This is a genomic window from Chryseobacterium sp. C3 (assembly GCF_014218905.1).
Lineage (GTDB): Bacteria > Bacteroidota > Bacteroidia > Flavobacteriales > Weeksellaceae > Chryseobacterium > Chryseobacterium mucoviscidosis.
Genome location: NZ_JACLCU010000006.1, coordinates 273293 through 289769 on the forward strand (window position 1 = coordinate 273293; position 16477 = coordinate 289769).

Sequence of the window (16477 nt, forward strand, 5' to 3'; positions counted from 1 at the left end):
CTGAGATGGTATGAAAATGGATTCCGATGAGTTATGAAAAAGAGATTCATTGCAATTTTAACATTTTTATGCCTGAGTTTTATTTTAAACTGTTCTTCTGTAGCCGTAAAAAATCCACAGATCCAGAGAGAATGGATGCTGGTTTCTTTTGCAGATTACTCCAAAGAAGAATTAATAAAGAACAATGCTAAAATTGATCTTACTTCTCCTATCGAAAACGGAAAAATCAAAACTTCAGCCTTTATAGGATGCAATAAACTGTCTTTTACATCTGAATTTAAAAAAGAGAATCAATTACACATTTCAGAAATTATTTCAACAGAAATGGCGTGCCCGAATATGAAACTGGAAAATGATTTTTCTCTGAATATCAAAACAATGAATCATTACAAAGTGGAAGGACATTTCCTGACTTTAAAAAATGATCAGGGAAACACTATGAAATTTATTGCAGCAGACTGGGATTGATTTCTTTGTTCTTACTTAATTTCTTCGTCTTCATTTTATCTTGCTAAAAATTTTTATCATTTTGCTTTACCCGCTTTTTTCGCTTAGCTGACTTAAAATTACCACAAAAATGTCCATTTTCCACCACCATAAAAAATTCTGACCGGTTTTGACTGCTTTTGACCGGTTTGAAAACCCATTTCTTCGGATCATGTTCGGGTCTTCTTCGGATCGGCTTCGGAAAAATGGGATTTTTTCCGAAGGAATACCGAACAACAGTCGAAGGATTTCGGGAGAATTTTGATTACTGTATTTCTTTAATTGTACGCTTCGGCTCCGCTCAGCGTACTTCAGTGCGACTTCATTGTAAACAGATTATTATAAACGAAATGTGTCACCGTACGCTGAGCGAAGCCGAAGCGCACATCATCGTAAATAATTATTCCTAAAGTTGTTTAAGGACGTAATATTTTTTAACACGCTCTATCTATTTAAGGCGCAAAGATTTTATCTCCGGTAAAATTTTAATGCAGATATTTTTAAAGTAACCGTACGCTTCGGCTCCGCTCAGCGTACTTTAGTGTGACTTCATTTTAAACAGATTATTATAAACCAAACCGCCACTGTACGCTGAGCGGAGCTGAAGCGTATATCTACCCCAAAAAATTCGTTTTGGATTTTTTCCTGAAAAATGGTATCTTGTAAATCTCACAAATACAGACAGAATTTAATGCTAGAAAAGAAAGAACATAATTACGAAAAGGCAGTTTTGGTAGGGGTTGTTACACAGCATCAGGATGAGGATAAACTTCAGGAATATATGGATGAGCTGGAGTTTTTAGCCTTTACAGCCGGAGCAACGGTAGATAAACGTTTTACACAGAAACTCACACAGCCCGATTCCAAAACCTTCATCGGAAGTGGTAAAGCTCAGGAAATTAAAGAATACGTAAAAGAAAACAACATAGGAACCGTCATTTTTGACGACGAATTATCTCCTTCACAGCTTAAAAACCTGGAAAGAGAAATGGAAGTCAAAATCTTAGACCGAACCAACCTTATCCTTGATATTTTTGCGCAGAGAGCAACAACCTCTTACGCAAGAACTCAGGTGGAGTTAGCTCAATATCAATATCTTTTACCCCGATTAACGAGAATGTGGACCCACCTTGAACGTCAGAAAGGGGGAATTGGGATGAGAGGTCCCGGTGAAACGGAAATTGAAACCGACAGACGTATCATCCGTGACAGAATTTCATTGTTAAAAGACAAGCTGAAAACCATCGATAAACAGATGGCAACCCAGAGAAACAACCGTGGAAAAGTAGTTCGTGCTGCTTTGGTAGGATACACCAACGTCGGGAAATCTACTTTGATGAATGCATTGTCCAAATCTGAAGTTTTCGCTGAAAATAAACTGTTTGCGACATTGGATACGACAGTAAGAAAAGTAGTGATCGGAAATTTACCATTCCTTTTAACGGATACGGTTGGATTCATCAGAAAACTACCTACCCAATTGGTTGAATCGTTTAAATCTACCTTGGATGAGGTTCGTGAAGCGGATCTGCTGATTCACGTAGTGGATATTTCTCATGAAAGTTTCGAAGATCATATTGATTCTGTGAATCAGATTTTAATGGAGATCAATGCCCATCAGAAACCGATGATTATGGTTTTCAATAAGATTGATGATTTCAGCTATGAGAAAAAAGACGAGGACGATTTAACGCCTTCCACAAAAAAGAATATTTCTCTGGAAGAATGGAAAAAAACATGGATGGCAAAATCCAAATATCCGACGGTTTTCATCTCTGCCATTACGAAAGAAAATTTCCCTGAAATGAAAAAGCTGATCTATGATGAAGTAATGAAAATCCATATTTCCAGATTCCCGTACAACGATTTCCTTTTCGAATATTTCGATAACGATGAGGAAGAAAGTGCAGAAAAAGATCATGAAGACCAATAATTCATGAACAGACTGTTTTCCAACAATACATTCTATTACTTTTTTCTGATCGTGGTAGGAATTAATTTTTTGGGAAGCATCGGAGGAATCAGCAAAGAAACGGATATTCTGATATTAAAGATTTTAGGAATGATAACAGTCGCAGTTTGCCTGTTGGCACTGTTATCATTCTTTACAGATCTTAAATTTAATCATCTTTTCTTTAAAATTTATCTCTACGGTAAAGGTCTGCTTTCTCCTTTTTGTTTATTGATTTATTTTCTTTACGAAAAAATAACCAACGACCGATATGTTTCGGGAACCTATTTTATGCCCGCTTTGTTCCGGCTGGTTTTAGGATTTGTCATGCTCGTTTTATACAACAAATACAAAATAGAAAAGAACCGATGAAATATTACTTTTTTTTCCTGTTTCTTCTGATTTCGCTTAGTGGTTTTGCTCAGAAATCAAAAATAGATTTCAAAGCGATAGAGAAAGATCTTCAAAGCGAAAAGTCTCAATACAACTACAACAAGCTGATTTTTAAATACAAAGCCTATCCGAAATCTTTAGATACGCTTGAAGCACAGCATCTTTACTACGGAAGAAATTTCAGGGAAGATCTGTTTTTTACAACAGATGAAGCATTTAAAAGTTTAGCCGATGCTTTCAAGAGCAATAATTTTCAGGACTGCATCAAACAGGGAAAAGCTTTGTATGATAAAGATCCTACCAATCTGGATATTCTGCTGATTCTTCTGAAAGCCTATGACAGCATTAAAGACAGTGAGAATTTTCTGTATCATCTCAGTCAGTTCCGCGCTTTAACCGACGGAATGAAGTCTTCCGGAGACGGAAAAACAGAAAAGACACCGTATCTCGTGAATTCAGTAGGCGACGAATACATTCTGCTGAACATCCTGAATCTCGGAAAAGAATATACAAGAGGATCAAAATCCGCAAAAGACGGAATTCTTGATATCTGGGAAAAAGACGGTAATAAAGTTTACATCAAAGTATTATATATCGATTATTAATCACAAAAAATTTTAAACACCAAATTAGTGGAATTATACTATTCATTTTCAGCCTTAATTGTTTTAGCATCCATATTTTCATACCTTAATTACAGATTTCTGAAACTTCCGAGTACCATCGGAATTATGGTGATCGCCATTGTGGTTTCCATATTTTTAGTTTCCTTCGGAGAAACGGTTTTGCCGATAACTTTCGGACATCTTCACAATTTAATGACGGGGATCGACTTTACAGAAGTTCTGATGGGAGCCATGCTAAATTTTCTTCTGTTTGCGGGAGGAATTCATATTAATATCGACGATCTCAAAGAGCAGTTTGTTCCTGTCGTGATTTTTTCAACGGCAGGAGTCGTGATTTCTACTTTTGTGGTGGGTTTCGGCATGTATTATCTGTTGCCGCTTGTCGGGATTTCCCTCCCTTTTATCTATTGTCTGCTTTTTGGCGCACTCATCTCTCCTACCGATCCTGTTGCTGTTCTCAGTATCTTAAAACAGGCAAATGTTTCAAAATCTCTGGAAACCAAAGTTGCCGGAGAATCGCTTTTTAATGATGGAATGGCGGTTGTAGTTTTCACGGTTGTTCTTCAGCTTGCGATCGGAAAAGAAGTAACACTGAATATGGAAAGCATAGGTTTGTTATTGCTGAAAGAAGCAGGTGGCGGACTTTTACTCGGTGTTGTCTTGGGCTGGATTACTTCCCGACTGATGCGTGAAGTGGACGATTATATTATTTCCGTACTGGTGACGCTTTCTGTAGTCATGGGAGGCTATCTTATTGCGAGACAGATGCATATTTCGGGACCTTTAACCATGGTTGCCGCCGGATTGTTCATGGGGAATTTTAATGTAAAATTCAAAATGAAATCTGTGACACAGGATTATCTGATCAAATTCTGGGAACTTATCGACGAAATCCTGAATGCAGTCCTATTCCTTTTTATCGGCTTTGAATTACTGATGATCAAAGACTTAAGTCATTATATGATTCCAGGATTAGTAGCGATTGCCGTAGTTTTACTGGCAAGGTTTATTTCAATTTGGGGACCCACTAAATTCATGTCTTTCAGAACAAGATTTAGTCCGCAAACGGTAAAAGTTTTGGTTTGGGGAGGAATTCGCGGCGGGGTTTCGATTGCTCTGGCTCTTTCCATTCCGAAAAATGAAAACAGCACGATTGTTTTGAGCATTACTTACTGTGTGGTTGTATTTTCGATTATTGTTCAGGGACTTACGATTGCCAAAGTTGCCAATCCGAAGAAGATTGCAAAAGAAGAAGAGGAACAGGAAGGTGGTGCTTTACCTAATGTTGACTAAATCGCTAATTATCAAATGAGTATAATTTTAAAAGAAATAAAAGAAGCTTTAAATGAGCTTTCAATTCCGGAAAAAGCAGATTCTTCTGCTAAATTTTTCAAAAACGGAAAAGGAGAATATGGAGAAGGCGATTTGTTTTTAGGAGTAAAAGTTCCGGATCAGCGTTCTGTTGCAAAAGAATTCTATGCCAGAATTTCGATGGAAGAACTCAGCAAATTACTGTCTTCCCAATATCATGAACACAGATTGACAGCTTTATTCATGTTAATTTCTAAATTTGAAAAAACAAAGGATAAAGCGGTAAAAGATGAAATTATTGAGTTTTATCTGAATCATTTACAGCACATAAACAACTGGGATCTGGTCGATTCAAGCTGTTATAAAATTATGGGACGCTATGCTTTTGAAAATCAGAAAGATGAATTACTGAAAACGCTTTCGGATTCTGAAGAAATGTGGCATAAAAGAATCGCTGTTGTGGGAACGATGCATTATGTAAAAAAAGGATCATTTGATCTTACCAAAGAATTCGTTACCAAAAATATGAAACACACCCACGATCTGATGCACAAAGCCAACGGCTGGCTGCTTCGTGAAATGGGAGAAAAAAACGAAGCGGAATTAATTAATTTCCTGAATAAACATTACAAAGAAATGCCGAGAACCAGTCTTCGGTACGCTATTGAAAAACTGGATGAGGCTCTGAGGCAGGATTATCTGAAAGGCAGAATTTAAATATCTGATCTGCCTAAAATTTTACTTAAATTTGAAAATTATTTAAAAACTCAAATATGAAAAACATTATGAAACAGTTGCTCTTACTATTGCCACTGTTGCTTCTTACAAGCTGTTTTGATATTTTAGACAAAATCAACGTAAAAGCAGACGGCAGCGGAGAATATTCGCTTATTCTGAACGCCAGTAAAAGCAAGACACGATTGGCTTCCATCTCGAAAATGGAAACAATTAATGGTAAAAAAGTTCCGAAAAGACCTGAAATTGAAGCTAAAATTAATGAAGCGGCAAGAATTTTCAAAGCAACTCCCGGAATTTCGAATGTGAAGACTTCAATGGATTTTGATAACTACATTATCAAATTAAGCTGTAATTTCAAAAAAATCGAAAACATCAATGCCGGACTCCAACAACTGAAAGCAAAAAACATCGTTGGAAAAATGGTTCCGGTAAAGCTTTACAGTCAGAGTCCGGAGAAAAAAACATTCACGAGAAATAAAGTGAGTAGTTTTAAAAACGATTACGACAGGATGAGCAAAGCAGATAAGGAAATCTTTAACAATGCGAAATATACTTCCGTAATGCAGTTTGAAAATACCATAAAATCCCAGACCAATAATGCTTACCTGCTTTCTCCGAACAAAAAAGCAGTAAAACTGGAAGCCAATATTCTGGATTTTATCCTTCAGAAAAAACAATTACAAAATACCATTCTCTTTCAATAATTTCAATCAATAATCATGAAATCTATTTTACAAAAAACACAAATTTTATTTCTACTTTTTGCTTTCGGTTCCATCTTTTCACAACAGAAAATGAAGCTTCCGAAAGACGTTCTTTTTTACATGGAAATTAACGGAAAGCAGCTTAACCAGAAAATCAACTGGCAGAAACTGAATCCTTTTCTGCTTGAAGTAGCCAAAGAAGATAAAGAAAAACAGGCTTCGTGGAACGATTATTCCAAAACCGGAATAAAGTATGATGCCACACAATATCATTATGCCGTTTTTAATGATTCTGTAAAAACCTATACGGCTCATTTTCTTTTGGATAACAAAGAAAAGTTTCAGGAATTCATTAATTCATCCAAGAAAAAAGGACTGGAAATTTCGAAACGAAACAATTATTCTTACGTTAATCTAGATGATGAAATGTTCGTTGCATGGAATGATAAGCAGGCAGTTTTGAAGCTCATCGGTTATGAAAAACCCTCTGCTGAATGGAATGATGAAATGATAGCAGACAGTGCAGCTGTAACAATTGACAGTGCAGCAGCGGCTGTTATGGACAGCGCAGCCGTTGCGGTTGACAGCGCATATGTAGAAAAAGCATTCGATTACAAGGAAGAGATTAAATATCTGAAAGATGATATTCAATATCTAAAGGAAGACATTAAAGAATATCAGGCTGAAATTGCCAAGAAAGAAAAAGATATTAAATATCTGGAAAAGCATCACAAATATCCTGAAGAAGAAAAAGATTCCAGCGACAAAAATTATTCTGAAAAGGAAAGCGAATACACACTTCCGCATATGGAGGAAGAAATGGATGAGGAGACGGAAGAAGACAGCATTTACCAGAAACAGATGGATTCTCTGAAGATCGAAAAGTTTAAGATCACCAAAAAACTGGCGGAAAAGGATTTTGATGATTATTTTAATTCTACACTGGAACTTGATGTTTCGAAAGACATCTTATCTTTCCGGGACGGTACTTCTGATGTTTTTGTATATACGGATTACGGAAGAATTGTAAACAACGGAGCATACGGTAAAATTATGAGCCACTACCCTTTCGGAAATCTTATGGGGAAAGCATACAATTCCAATTCTTCTTATAATCTGTATTTTGATAACGATAAAGTAAGAATGGTGAATAGTTATCAGCACAAAAATGAAGCGGTTCAGAATAGCCTCAATTCAGTTTACAAAGGGAAAAAGAATAAAAAACTGACGGCTCTCATCAAAGATAAAAGCATCGGATATTACGCTATTAATGTAGACGGAAATAAATATTTTGATGTGATGTACAGCCTGTTGAAAGATTCCGGAGAAGGCGATTATCAGAAAGAAATGGAACTTGTAATGGAAACCATGAAGATTGTTCTGGATGAAAAGGCCATTACCAAGATCGCACCCGGAAACGGAATTTTCGTCCTTAACGAACTGAAATCCAAAACCGTAGAATACACCGATTATGAATACGATGATGATTATAATGAAAAGGAAGTGAAGAAAACTAAAGAAATCGCTGTTCCAAATTTCACGTTTGCTTTTGCTACGGAAAATGAAGGGTACTGGAACCGTATTTTCGATATGATGACCACAAATAAAGTGACGGCTAAGAAATTCTCTAAAAACGGAGATTTCTATGCTTTCAGCGAAGGAAAAAATGACGGATATTTCGATAAGTTATTCTTTACGGTAAAAGACGGAATTGTCTACGTAACGACCTCAACGGATAATATTTCATCTAAAAACCAGTCGGAAATCTCTGAAAAATGGGCAAAAGATTCGGCGAAATATCCTTTGTCGGGAAGATTTGACATTCAGAAACTAATGGTCGGACTTGAGAAAGAGTTTAAAACTCCGTCGGAAAGAAAAACACTGGATCTTCTGAAGAAAAATATGGGCGAATTGTATTTTAAAACAGAAGCCAAAGGAGAAAAGATAGAAACGGAAATTAATTACAACATTAAAAATGCTTCGGAAAACAGCTTAATGTATTTCTTTGATGTAATTGATGAGGTGTATAAAATGAAAGAATCTGATAAAAAGCAGGTTATTTTATAATGAAAAAGAAACTTTTTGCCTTAGCTTTTTTGCTTCTTGCCGGAACTGTTTATTTCGTGTTTTATTATCAAAAAGATACGAAGATTTTTTCTCCGAAGGAAGCCGATGCTATTATTCTGGTTGATACAAAAAAGCTGACAAGAGAATATGTTTACAGTCTTGCAGGACATCCTTCTTTATGGTTTGAAAGCAAAGGAAAAAACAAAATATCTTTTAAAAAATCGGGAGTGAAAATTCCCGATTTTTTGCAGGTTTTCCATCTGAAAAGTTCAAAGGTTTCGAACTGGTACAGTGTTTTTGAACTGAAAGACAGCAAAACTTTTTTATCGTTTCTCAAACAACAGAAGTTTACGGATCTGGGAAATCAGATGTTCAGGAAAGGTCAGGTTGTTATTAAAATTTTTGAGAAAAACCTTATTATCGGAAGTTCCAGTGATGATTTTGAGCGAATTAACAATCAGTTACTTCACAGTTCTCAGGCAAATCTTTTTGATGCAGACGCGCTCGTTACCAATGGATTAGGAAGTATTATTTTGAACACAAAAAAAGGCAGCCACAATCTTTCTGTCGAATTAAGACACGATGAAATTGAAATCAGAAATCAGTCTGATTCTTACGATCCCTCTCCTGCTATTTCAAAACTATTGAAGACCGATTCTTTTTTAGAGACAGAACTTGATGCTGAAAATATTAAAAACTTCTCCTCTATTTTTGATAAAACGTTTGCAGATTCTTCATCCATTAATCAGATCAAAGCTTCTTTACATCTGGAAGAGGTGAATGACACGATCATTACTTACAGCTACGATGACAATTTTAATGAAGTTGAAAAGAAAACGTTCCAGAAGATCATTCAACCGAATTATATCATTGATTTTCAAAGCTTAAACCCTGAAAAGACAAAGCTTTATTTTCAGAATAAAAAATGGATCAATGCACAGAAGCAGTTCACGGCAATTCCTTTTCAGCCTAACCTCATCACTCAGCAAAGCAAAGGTTTTGAGATAAAATCTACAAGAAAACCAATTCAGCAGTCTTTCAATCTGAATGAAAATTATATTTTTGTAAAAAATAATCCGTTATTGCTGTCTTTTTTAAAAACATTATCATCTAAGGAAAAGAAGATGATTTCCGATATTGATTATATTTTTTATGGAAACAGGAATCAGGATTATTATCTGAAAGTACAGTTTAAAAAAGATGACCTTCCTTTGATTTTAAGGTGGTAAAAAATTTAAAATTCGATGGATGCTTCGCATATTGCCTTACTGAAAACGTTCACGCATTATTTCCTGCATTTCGTTTTTCCCGTATTTATTGCTTTAATCTTTTACAGCAAAAACTGGAAGAAAGTCTATCTTATTTTATTGGCAACGATGCTTGTAGACGCAGATCATCTTTTCGCGAATCCTATATTTGATCCTAACCGCGGAAGCATCGGTTTTCATTTTTTACATTCTTACTACGCTATTGCGGTGTATTTTTTGATGCTTTTTTTTAAAGGAAATATAAGGATTATAGCCATTGGACTGCTGTTTCATATGTTGACGGATTTTCAGGATTTTTATTTCTGGAATCATTAAAATATCATTAATATTTTCTTTTGATATTTCAAAAGTCATCGATTTTTTGTATTTTAGAAACAGTTATGAAATTGAAAGACTTTTTACATTATACGTATATTTTTCCCATTCTTGCAGTTGGTTATTATTTTTCCGGACTGATGGGAACGGGCGTTCTGTCTGATGTAATTGCCGGAATTTTATTAACAGGCAGTGTTTTATCCGCAGTGCATCACGCGGAAGTGGTCGCACATAAAGTAGGCGAACCTTTCGGAACTATTATCCTTGCGCTGTGTATTACAATCATTGAAGTGGCGCTGATTATTTCGCTGATGGTTGCGGGAGGAGATCAGGCAATCACGCTTGCAAGAGATACGGTTTTCGCTGCGGTGATGCTTATTCTTAATGGAATTTTAGGAATCTGTATTTTGGTGGGCGGTGTGAAATATTACGAACAGTTTTTCGCAAGAACTTCCGCCACAACTTATCTGGTTAGTATTGTTTCCATCCTGATTTTGACTTTGGTTCTTCCGAATTTCACGTCCAGCGTAAACGGACCTTTTTACAATCAGGCACAGTTGATTTTTGTTTCAATTGCCTGTTTGGTGATTTATGGTGTATTTCTGATGGTACAAACGATTCGTCACAGAAATTATTTCATCGTTCCTGAGGAGCAATCTGAAGAAAATTATATTCCTTCGGTTTCAAAAACGGCAATCAGTTTTACTTTTCTGGTGATTTGTCTGGCGATTGTTGTGATGATGGCAAAAGGACTTTCTGCCACAATTGAAAATATGGTGCAGAGTTTAGGCGCTCCAAAATCTCTGGTCGGAGTCATTATCGCGGCGGTTGTTCTGCTTCCGGAAGGTGTTGCGGCGATCCGGGCGGCTCGAAGCAATCAGATCCAATCCAGTTTAAATTTAGCTTTAGGATCAGCTTTGGCAAGTATAGGACTGACAATTCCTGCGGTTTCTGTCGTATGTATTTTATACGATATTCCGCTGGTTTTAGGTCTGGATAAGAAAGATATTATTCTGCTTTCTCTTTCTGTTTTTATCGTGATGCTTTCTTTAAGCCGCGGAAAAACGAATATTCTCTACGGAACTGTTTTATTGGTAAACCTTGCAGCCTACATTTTCACGGTAATTGTACCTTAATCTGAAACATTAAACGCAGAACATTAAACCATTAAAGTCTTCTCGCCAAATCCATTTTAAAAGCCATTAATTTGGCAATGTTTTCGGATTTATAAATTGCCAGATCTGCATTTTCGCCCACAAAATTTTCTTCAACCGTTGTTTTCCAAAGATTCAGCCAACGATCGAAATGATGCTGTTCCATCGCCTGAATTTCATTGACCGGAAAATGAACGCCCATCGGATTTCCTTTGTACGACATCTGTCCGAAAAGAATGGATTCCCAAAATGAATACATCTTCGGCAAATGACTGTCCCAGTTTACTTTAGCAATATCATTAAAGAAAAAGCCAATCACCTCATCTTTAACGACTTTGGCATAAAACGAATTCACCAGATGTTCAATATCTTCTCTTGATTCTAATTTTTTCATACACCAAAGTTAGTATAAAATTGTGTGGGAATGTTTTGTGGTTGGGTTGATACATTTCAGGAATTTCTTCTGCAATTTTTACTTCATTCCTTAGAATAGAGCGTACTTTATCGCCGTCTTTTAGCTCTGTATAAAGCTTAATAAAAATAAAGAAGCCGCCTCACAGCTTGAGACGACTTTTTTATTTTTATTGAAAATTACTTTTTACTTGCCAGATATTTTGTTATCCAGCTATAATCAGTACCCATAATAAAACCTAAGTGATACTGCTGTAACCATTTGATATTGTTCCTAACACTCTTTTTTGTGTTGTCTTCATTATTAGCACCTGTTCCATATTCAATTGCATAATCCCTTTTGGGATCATGGTTATCTATAAAGCCAATAATGTCTATTTCATCTGCATTTAATGTTTTTCCGCCATCATAAGTCAAAAAGGATACACTAACACCATCTTCGGGTACATTGTACAAATCTATTTCACAGAGTGGAAACTTAAGACTAATATGGTATTCATTATATTTTTCTACACTATAAGTGACGGGCCAAGTAAATTCTGCCATTACTTCTTTTACCATTTTTACCGTCATATAACTTTCGGCGATAAAATATTCGTCTGTAATCATTGTATTATTTTTTTATTTTTCTAGATTCAATAAATCTTTAGTTCTAAGAATTAAAAATACAAGCAATAATAAGGTATTAAAAATATATAAGTAATTCTCATAGCTGTTATATTTCTGGTTGTAGTAAAACAGTTCAGAAATATTATATACTAAGTTTAAATAAATCAAAAAATAAAAAAGAATGCTTAAATAAATATATTTTTTTAAACTACTTCTAAAAAATAGAAAATAAAGAAGTAAAAAACTATTTAAAGGTAATGCTAAAATCCCCCAAGAAGAGTTAATATCATTCCAATGAAATATATTTATACCAAAAATTAGCAAAAGTGTCCAAAAGTCAATCTCTTGTTCTACATGCTGATTTTTTCTTTGAACCAAGAAAAAAATAATATAAATAATGGCCAGGATTATTGTATGGATTTTAATCCATCTTTTTACCACCTCATAACATTCTGTAAATCCATCGCCACAATATAATCCGTAATCTATAATGTCACTTGAATAAAAGTAAATATATCCGAAATAAGCAGTAAAGCCTGCTGATAAGATCAATAAAATAAATAAAAACTGTTTTTTTCTCATTTGTTTTTAGAAAATAGCAAAGCAATATTATCTACTTATGTTTTATTTTTGAGGGATCCTGTAATTTCGGCTTGAATTGAGCATTAGTTTCTCAATGGTATAGTTTTCAGAAAGTAGATGATTTATAGAAAGTGGTCAATTAACACTAGAAGTTGGATAGTCAATCCTACTTATTTTTCCGATTAAGGCATAAAATATTCTACTTCTGTTGCGTAATTATATTCATTATTTTTTTTCTCTTCTGCTGTTGGTTGTTTATTTCCTAAATTTTAGTATTTTTTCTTTTGTCTTATTCGTTACTAAATAAAGCGTAGCATCTCGATCATTATCATCAATCTCTAAATTAAAAATAATTATCTTTAGCTCTTTTTTTTCTACAAAACTTCTAAAGCTTTTTGGCATAACAAATTTTGAACAATAGAAAGTTTTTTTTGCTTTATCTCGCCATCCCAATTCAAACTCAACGGGTAATTTTCTACGGAATTTTTCATATATACCTATCCCTTGTTCGAATGTTCCGTCTAAAGAAGTAAAACTGAACCCAACCTCACGTTTATTAGGTTTATTAAAATCAAAATAAATATCATATTCCCTTTCATTATTAGCCCATGCTTCATAAGGGATTCCATGATGCTGCCAGTAGCTGTAAGTATTACCCCATGTTTTAAAATCTTTTGTTTTTAAGCCAGCCTCTACAGTTTCATCTTTATAGCCATTCAAGTGTCCTTTTGCTACTTCTAAATTTACATATTCATCTGCCTTTTCATCCAAAGCTTGAAACCAAACCCGTATCCAGCCTCCAGGTGCCATACCTACCACCAAATGCCCTAAATTGTCTTCGTCATCAAGATTATATTCATTAAATAAATCCCTTATTTTTTCTTGTGGGAGTAGTACTTTTCCTTTAAATCCTTTACCATCTACAACACTGTAATAGTCTATATACACTTCTCTTGGTACATCTTTCCATTTCTCCCCAACTACTGCACCATAGCTCTGTCCCCAACCAGGAGCAATGCTTGTATTACTTCCGTTTCCGGCATTCCCAAAATCTACATTCCCCGCTACAGGATAATACTTGGGGGCGGAAATTCCCGCCTCCCAACTGTATTTTTTTTTGTTACAAGACTGTAAAAGGCTAAGACTTATCATAAGTATCCAAATTAGGAATGTAGTATTCCCTTTTATAAGGCGGATCTGTATATTCTTTTTCATAGGTAAAGTCGTGGCTATTACACATAAGCAAAATTATAATAATCTAATGCATCTGCTAAAGGAGCATTGAAATTTGCAGATAAATGTACAAAATTCTCCATAAGATAGTTGTTCATTTCAGATGAAATATGATAACGTCCCTTTTCATCAATAAGATTGGAATAGGTAACAACTTTTCCCTCTTTGTTTACCCAGCCATCCTCTGCTACTTTTTTTAGCAATTCATAATATGTTTTCAGATCTTTTTCTTTCCCATCTCCTGTGGGATAAATATATTCTTTAGGGTGCTTTGTTTTACTTTCAGGCAGTGTAAACGGTACATCAGCATAAGTGGAGGCAATATATTTCATTACATTCATATAGACCATGGATAGTTTGTTATTCAATGGACGTTTAGAAAGAAGCTTGTGATGGTATCCTTGTAGCTTATAATGCCATTCTCCGTCAGTTTTATACCAATCATTTCCCATGAAATCTTTCTCCAACAAGAGATATTTTGATTTATTGATATGAGACTCTAAATCTTCATCCATACTTCCGCTTAATGTGTAAGCCCTGACATGATGCATTACTTCCCAGTACAGTATGGTCTGATCATCTGGGCAAAGCTTTTGAGAAATATACCAGTTACGCAATAATTCTTTCTGCTGTTCCAACTTTTGTTTTTCAGAAATACTTGCACCCACTCCTAAATCAAAAAAATGTAAGGTACAAAGCTCTTTTTGTATTTGCCAGTATGCCCCACCGACATCTGAATGTGCTCCCAAAACACCAATTTCTTTTGCATGGGTAGTATTCAAAATAGGTCCTATGGGTGTAATGGGAAAGTTATCTCGCCACTCGGTTTCAGCCTTTAGCTGTAAAATTTTTTTAATATTAGGATTGGACAGATCTGGGTTTACTTTCTTTATTCTGCTTATACCCTCTACAGCTGCACCTATTACAGGCTTTAGCTTTATAGGACTCAATGCTACTGCCAATACTTTTGTAATAGGATTTCTCGTAGCGTCTATAATTCCTTTTCTTTCGAGCATCTGAGAAATTACCGTGTCAAATAATCCCAAAAACTCGACATTCACATTGTATTTTGGATAATTAATTCCCTTTTTTTGAAGGATATTGCCCAAATGTCCCCCTATAAAAATATCTCTCTCAGGTGCATTGAAGCGTTGTACCACTCGGGTATTATCCTTTTCTACTTTATACGCATCTTTTTTGTATTGTTGGATACTTGGAAGACTGTTTTTTATTTTCTCATACTTTTTAGCGGCTGGTCGTTTAATTTCTGTAATTGGCATATTTCCACCGCTTCCCGGATTTTTATCTTTTCCTATTTTCAAAACTTCGTTACTGAAATGTCTTGCCGCTGCAGCACCTCGGATGAATCCGAATACATCAAACTGAATAGATATAATCCCTAAAGGTTTATGGGTAATTTTTTGCCTTGCTGAGAACAATTTTACTATCTCATCAGCAATATTCTGACACGCCTGCTCCACTCTGGATATCACACCTCGTTCTCCTTCGCCCATACCGGAACCCACCATATCATCTTCTTCATCCCGTAATGTGTCAATGCCTTCTATATAAAATTTCAGCTGAAGACTTTGAAATTTTACATCTTGTTCCCACTTTCTTTTTTCTTCATATAAATCGTGAAGAAGTGCAATATTGGAATAGGTATTCCAATAGCTGCTCCCCGATTCTATTACAAAACTTTTAAGATTCCTAATTTTTTTTATTTTATCTTGTTCCAATGGAGGTTTACTATACTTTGGATCATAATATACTGTATCGGAGTTATATCTATTATTTCCTGTCCCATCAAAGAATACCCCAATACGAAGTTGTACTTTTTCTGTTTTTTCAAATGCTTTATATTTTCTTTTGTTCGTTCCATATGGATCAACATCCGCCACCCCGATATCTGCAAGGTTTCTAATTCCTGTATTTCCTGTTTCCATTTTTGTTAATTTTAAATGTTAGTAAGAAAGAAAGCGGAGGTTTCCCACCACTTTCAAAACAAAGTTTAACCGTTGTTATACAGGTTTTATAATTGTACTTGGCAACGTGGTCGCTCCATCACTATGAGCCAACTGCGCCTCTGTATCCAATTTGAAGCTTGTTTCAAACTCAAGTTCATCACGGTTTTCACAATTTTCCGGATAATCTTCACGGAACAGTGGAAGCGGATGCAGCGGATCAACCGGTAATCCTGTAGAAGATGCCTGAAGAATCGTAAGGGTTGTAGGAACTCTTGTGATCCAGTATTTCCCTTGCGGTTTTCCTTGTGGCTGTCTCATCTCATCCACGATAGACATATACATAGGATCGCCAATCACAGGAACGGCACCTCCGTTCCAGATAATTCCTGTTTCCATAAAGAACTGTACAGCCGCTTCAAAGCCCGGTTTTACGGTAACGATAATTCTCGCCATGCTTATTTGGCATAAAAAAACGCCACCTTTTTACAAGTGGCGTTAGGTTTGTTTATCTGCTCCGAAGTTACAAACTTCGGAGAGCGGGTCATTTTCTCTTTTGAAACATTCTGAAAAAATCAGATGTTCAAATATACTTTTTCTTATAAATTCTTTCTAAAAAGAATCATTTGAATTCTGCACCAAAGCATTCGAATTTCGCTGTCTTT

Annotated in this window: 17 protein-coding genes; 11 read left to right on the forward strand and 6 right to left on the reverse strand. The window is 35.4% G+C overall.

Translation table 11 applies throughout. From position 1 onward, the window contains the following. Positions 1-33 precede the first annotated feature (33 nt). The 11 genes from H6W53_RS15305 to H6W53_RS15355 all read left to right on the forward strand — a co-directional run bounded on the left by H6W53_RS15305 (position 34) and on the right by H6W53_RS15355 (position 10995). Positions 34-468: an META domain-containing protein gene (locus H6W53_RS15305; RefSeq protein ID WP_185208025.1), complete on the forward strand. Its 435-nt coding sequence runs from the start codon at positions 34-36 to the stop codon at positions 466-468. Between the two features lie 709 nt (positions 469-1177). Further along, positions 1178-2419 carry a GTPase HflX gene (gene hflX / locus H6W53_RS15310; RefSeq protein WP_116099813.1) on the forward strand — a complete coding sequence of 414 codons (1242 nt, stop codon included), beginning with the start codon at positions 1178-1180 and terminating at the stop codon, positions 2417-2419. Positions 2420-2422: 3 nt separating this feature from the next. Further along, positions 2423-2809, forward strand: coding sequence for a hypothetical protein (locus H6W53_RS15315; protein ID WP_123906965.1), 387 nt, complete (start codon positions 2423-2425; stop codon positions 2807-2809). Beyond that, the gene (locus tag H6W53_RS15320) at positions 2806-3435 is read left to right on the forward strand and encodes a DUF4919 domain-containing protein (RefSeq protein WP_185208026.1); all 630 of its coding nucleotides are present in this window, start codon (positions 2806-2808) and stop codon (positions 3433-3435) included. The genes H6W53_RS15315 and H6W53_RS15320 overlap by 4 nt, the downstream gene beginning before the upstream one ends. Before the next feature lie 27 nt (positions 3436-3462). Further along, complete coding sequence (locus tag H6W53_RS15325) at positions 3463-4749, forward strand: cation:proton antiporter (protein WP_185208027.1); 1287 nt, start codon at positions 3463-3465, stop codon at positions 4747-4749. A 15-nt stretch (positions 4750-4764) separates the two neighbouring features. Then, entirely contained in the window at positions 4765-5484 is a 720-nt protein-coding gene (locus tag H6W53_RS15330; RefSeq protein ID WP_185208028.1) for a DNA alkylation repair protein, read from the forward strand. 56 nt (positions 5485-5540) lie between these two features. After that, positions 5541-6209 carry a hypothetical protein gene (locus H6W53_RS15335; protein ID WP_185208029.1) on the forward strand — a complete coding sequence of 223 codons (669 nt, stop codon included), beginning with the start codon at positions 5541-5543 and terminating at the stop codon, positions 6207-6209. A 15-nt stretch (positions 6210-6224) separates the two neighbouring features. Then, positions 6225-8276 (forward strand): hypothetical protein, encoded by a 2052-nt coding sequence (locus H6W53_RS15340; protein ID WP_185208030.1) that lies wholly within the window; start codon positions 6225-6227, stop codon positions 8274-8276. Continuing rightward, positions 8276-9505 (forward strand): hypothetical protein, encoded by a 1230-nt coding sequence (locus H6W53_RS15345; RefSeq protein WP_185208031.1) that lies wholly within the window; start codon positions 8276-8278, stop codon positions 9503-9505. The genes H6W53_RS15340 and H6W53_RS15345 overlap by 1 nt, the downstream gene beginning before the upstream one ends. A gap of 15 nt (positions 9506-9520) precedes the next feature. Further along, positions 9521-9859, forward strand: coding sequence for a DUF6122 family protein (locus H6W53_RS15350; RefSeq protein ID WP_185208032.1), 339 nt, complete (start codon positions 9521-9523; stop codon positions 9857-9859). 65 nt (positions 9860-9924) lie between these two features. Then, the gene (locus H6W53_RS15355; protein ID WP_076393978.1) at positions 9925-10995 is read left to right on the forward strand and encodes a calcium:proton antiporter; all 1071 of its coding nucleotides are present in this window, start codon (positions 9925-9927) and stop codon (positions 10993-10995) included. Between the two features lie 31 nt (positions 10996-11026). Here H6W53_RS15355 and H6W53_RS15360 read toward each other — a convergent pair whose 3' ends face one another. The 6 genes from H6W53_RS15360 to H6W53_RS15385 all read right to left on the reverse strand — a co-directional run bounded on the left by H6W53_RS15360 (position 11027) and on the right by H6W53_RS15385 (position 16268). Further along, positions 11027-11407 (reverse strand): group III truncated hemoglobin, encoded by a 381-nt coding sequence (locus H6W53_RS15360; RefSeq protein ID WP_185208034.1) that lies wholly within the window; start codon positions 11405-11407, stop codon positions 11027-11029. A gap of 197 nt (positions 11408-11604) precedes the next feature. Next, positions 11605-12033: a hypothetical protein gene (locus H6W53_RS15365; RefSeq protein ID WP_185208036.1), complete on the reverse strand. Its 429-nt coding sequence runs from the start codon at positions 12031-12033 to the stop codon at positions 11605-11607. A 12-nt stretch (positions 12034-12045) separates the two neighbouring features. Further along, positions 12046-12615: a hypothetical protein gene (locus H6W53_RS15370; protein WP_185208039.1), complete on the reverse strand. Its 570-nt coding sequence runs from the start codon at positions 12613-12615 to the stop codon at positions 12046-12048. Between the two features lie 255 nt (positions 12616-12870). After that, the gene (locus tag H6W53_RS15375; RefSeq protein WP_185208041.1) at positions 12871-13830 is read right to left on the reverse strand and encodes a DUF2931 family protein; all 960 of its coding nucleotides are present in this window, start codon (positions 13828-13830) and stop codon (positions 12871-12873) included. A 17-nt stretch (positions 13831-13847) separates the two neighbouring features. Further along, positions 13848-15794: a phospholipase effector Tle1 domain-containing protein gene (locus tag H6W53_RS15380; protein ID WP_185208043.1), complete on the reverse strand. Its 1947-nt coding sequence runs from the start codon at positions 15792-15794 to the stop codon at positions 13848-13850. 75 nt (positions 15795-15869) lie between these two features. After that, entirely contained in the window at positions 15870-16268 is a 399-nt protein-coding gene (locus H6W53_RS15385; protein WP_185208045.1) for a hypothetical protein, read from the reverse strand. Between the last annotated feature and the right edge of the window lie 209 nt (positions 16269-16477).

What these genes read in the sequence shown, in the direction of transcription:
- H6W53_RS15305 (WP_185208025.1), top strand. Translation starts at nt 34, where the DNA reads ATGAAAAAGAGATTCATTGCAATTTTAACATTTTTATGCCTGAGTTTT.
- hflX (WP_116099813.1), top strand. Translation starts at nt 1,178, where the DNA reads ATGCTAGAAAAGAAAGAACATAATTACGAAAAGGCAGTTTTGGTAGGG.
- H6W53_RS15315 (WP_123906965.1), top strand. Translation starts at nt 2,423, where the DNA reads ATGAACAGACTGTTTTCCAACAATACATTCTATTACTTTTTTCTGATC.
- H6W53_RS15320 (WP_185208026.1), top strand. Translation starts at nt 2,806, where the DNA reads ATGAAATATTACTTTTTTTTCCTGTTTCTTCTGATTTCGCTTAGTGGT.
- H6W53_RS15330 (WP_185208028.1), top strand. Translation starts at nt 4,765, where the DNA reads ATGAGTATAATTTTAAAAGAAATAAAAGAAGCTTTAAATGAGCTTTCA.
- H6W53_RS15335 (WP_185208029.1), top strand. Translation starts at nt 5,541, where the DNA reads ATGAAAAACATTATGAAACAGTTGCTCTTACTATTGCCACTGTTGCTT.
- H6W53_RS15340 (WP_185208030.1), top strand. Translation starts at nt 6,225, where the DNA reads ATGAAATCTATTTTACAAAAAACACAAATTTTATTTCTACTTTTTGCT.
- H6W53_RS15345 (WP_185208031.1), top strand. Translation starts at nt 8,276, where the DNA reads ATGAAAAAGAAACTTTTTGCCTTAGCTTTTTTGCTTCTTGCCGGAACT.
- H6W53_RS15350 (WP_185208032.1), top strand. Translation starts at nt 9,521, where the DNA reads ATGGATGCTTCGCATATTGCCTTACTGAAAACGTTCACGCATTATTTC.
- H6W53_RS15355 (WP_076393978.1), top strand. Translation starts at nt 9,925, where the DNA reads ATGAAATTGAAAGACTTTTTACATTATACGTATATTTTTCCCATTCTT.
- H6W53_RS15360 (WP_185208034.1), bottom strand. Translation starts at nt 11,407, where the DNA reads ATGAAAAAATTAGAATCAAGAGAAGATATTGAACATCTGGTGAATTCG.
- H6W53_RS15365 (WP_185208036.1), bottom strand. Translation starts at nt 12,033, where the DNA reads ATGATTACAGACGAATATTTTATCGCCGAAAGTTATATGACGGTAAAA.
- H6W53_RS15370 (WP_185208039.1), bottom strand. Translation starts at nt 12,615, where the DNA reads ATGAGAAAAAAACAGTTTTTATTTATTTTATTGATCTTATCAGCAGGC.
- H6W53_RS15375 (WP_185208041.1), bottom strand. Translation starts at nt 13,830, where the DNA reads ATGAAAAAGAATATACAGATCCGCCTTATAAAAGGGAATACTACATTC.
- H6W53_RS15380 (WP_185208043.1), bottom strand. Translation starts at nt 15,794, where the DNA reads ATGGAAACAGGAAATACAGGAATTAGAAACCTTGCAGATATCGGGGTG.
- H6W53_RS15385 (WP_185208045.1), bottom strand. Translation starts at nt 16,268, where the DNA reads ATGGCGAGAATTATCGTTACCGTAAAACCGGGCTTTGAAGCGGCTGTA.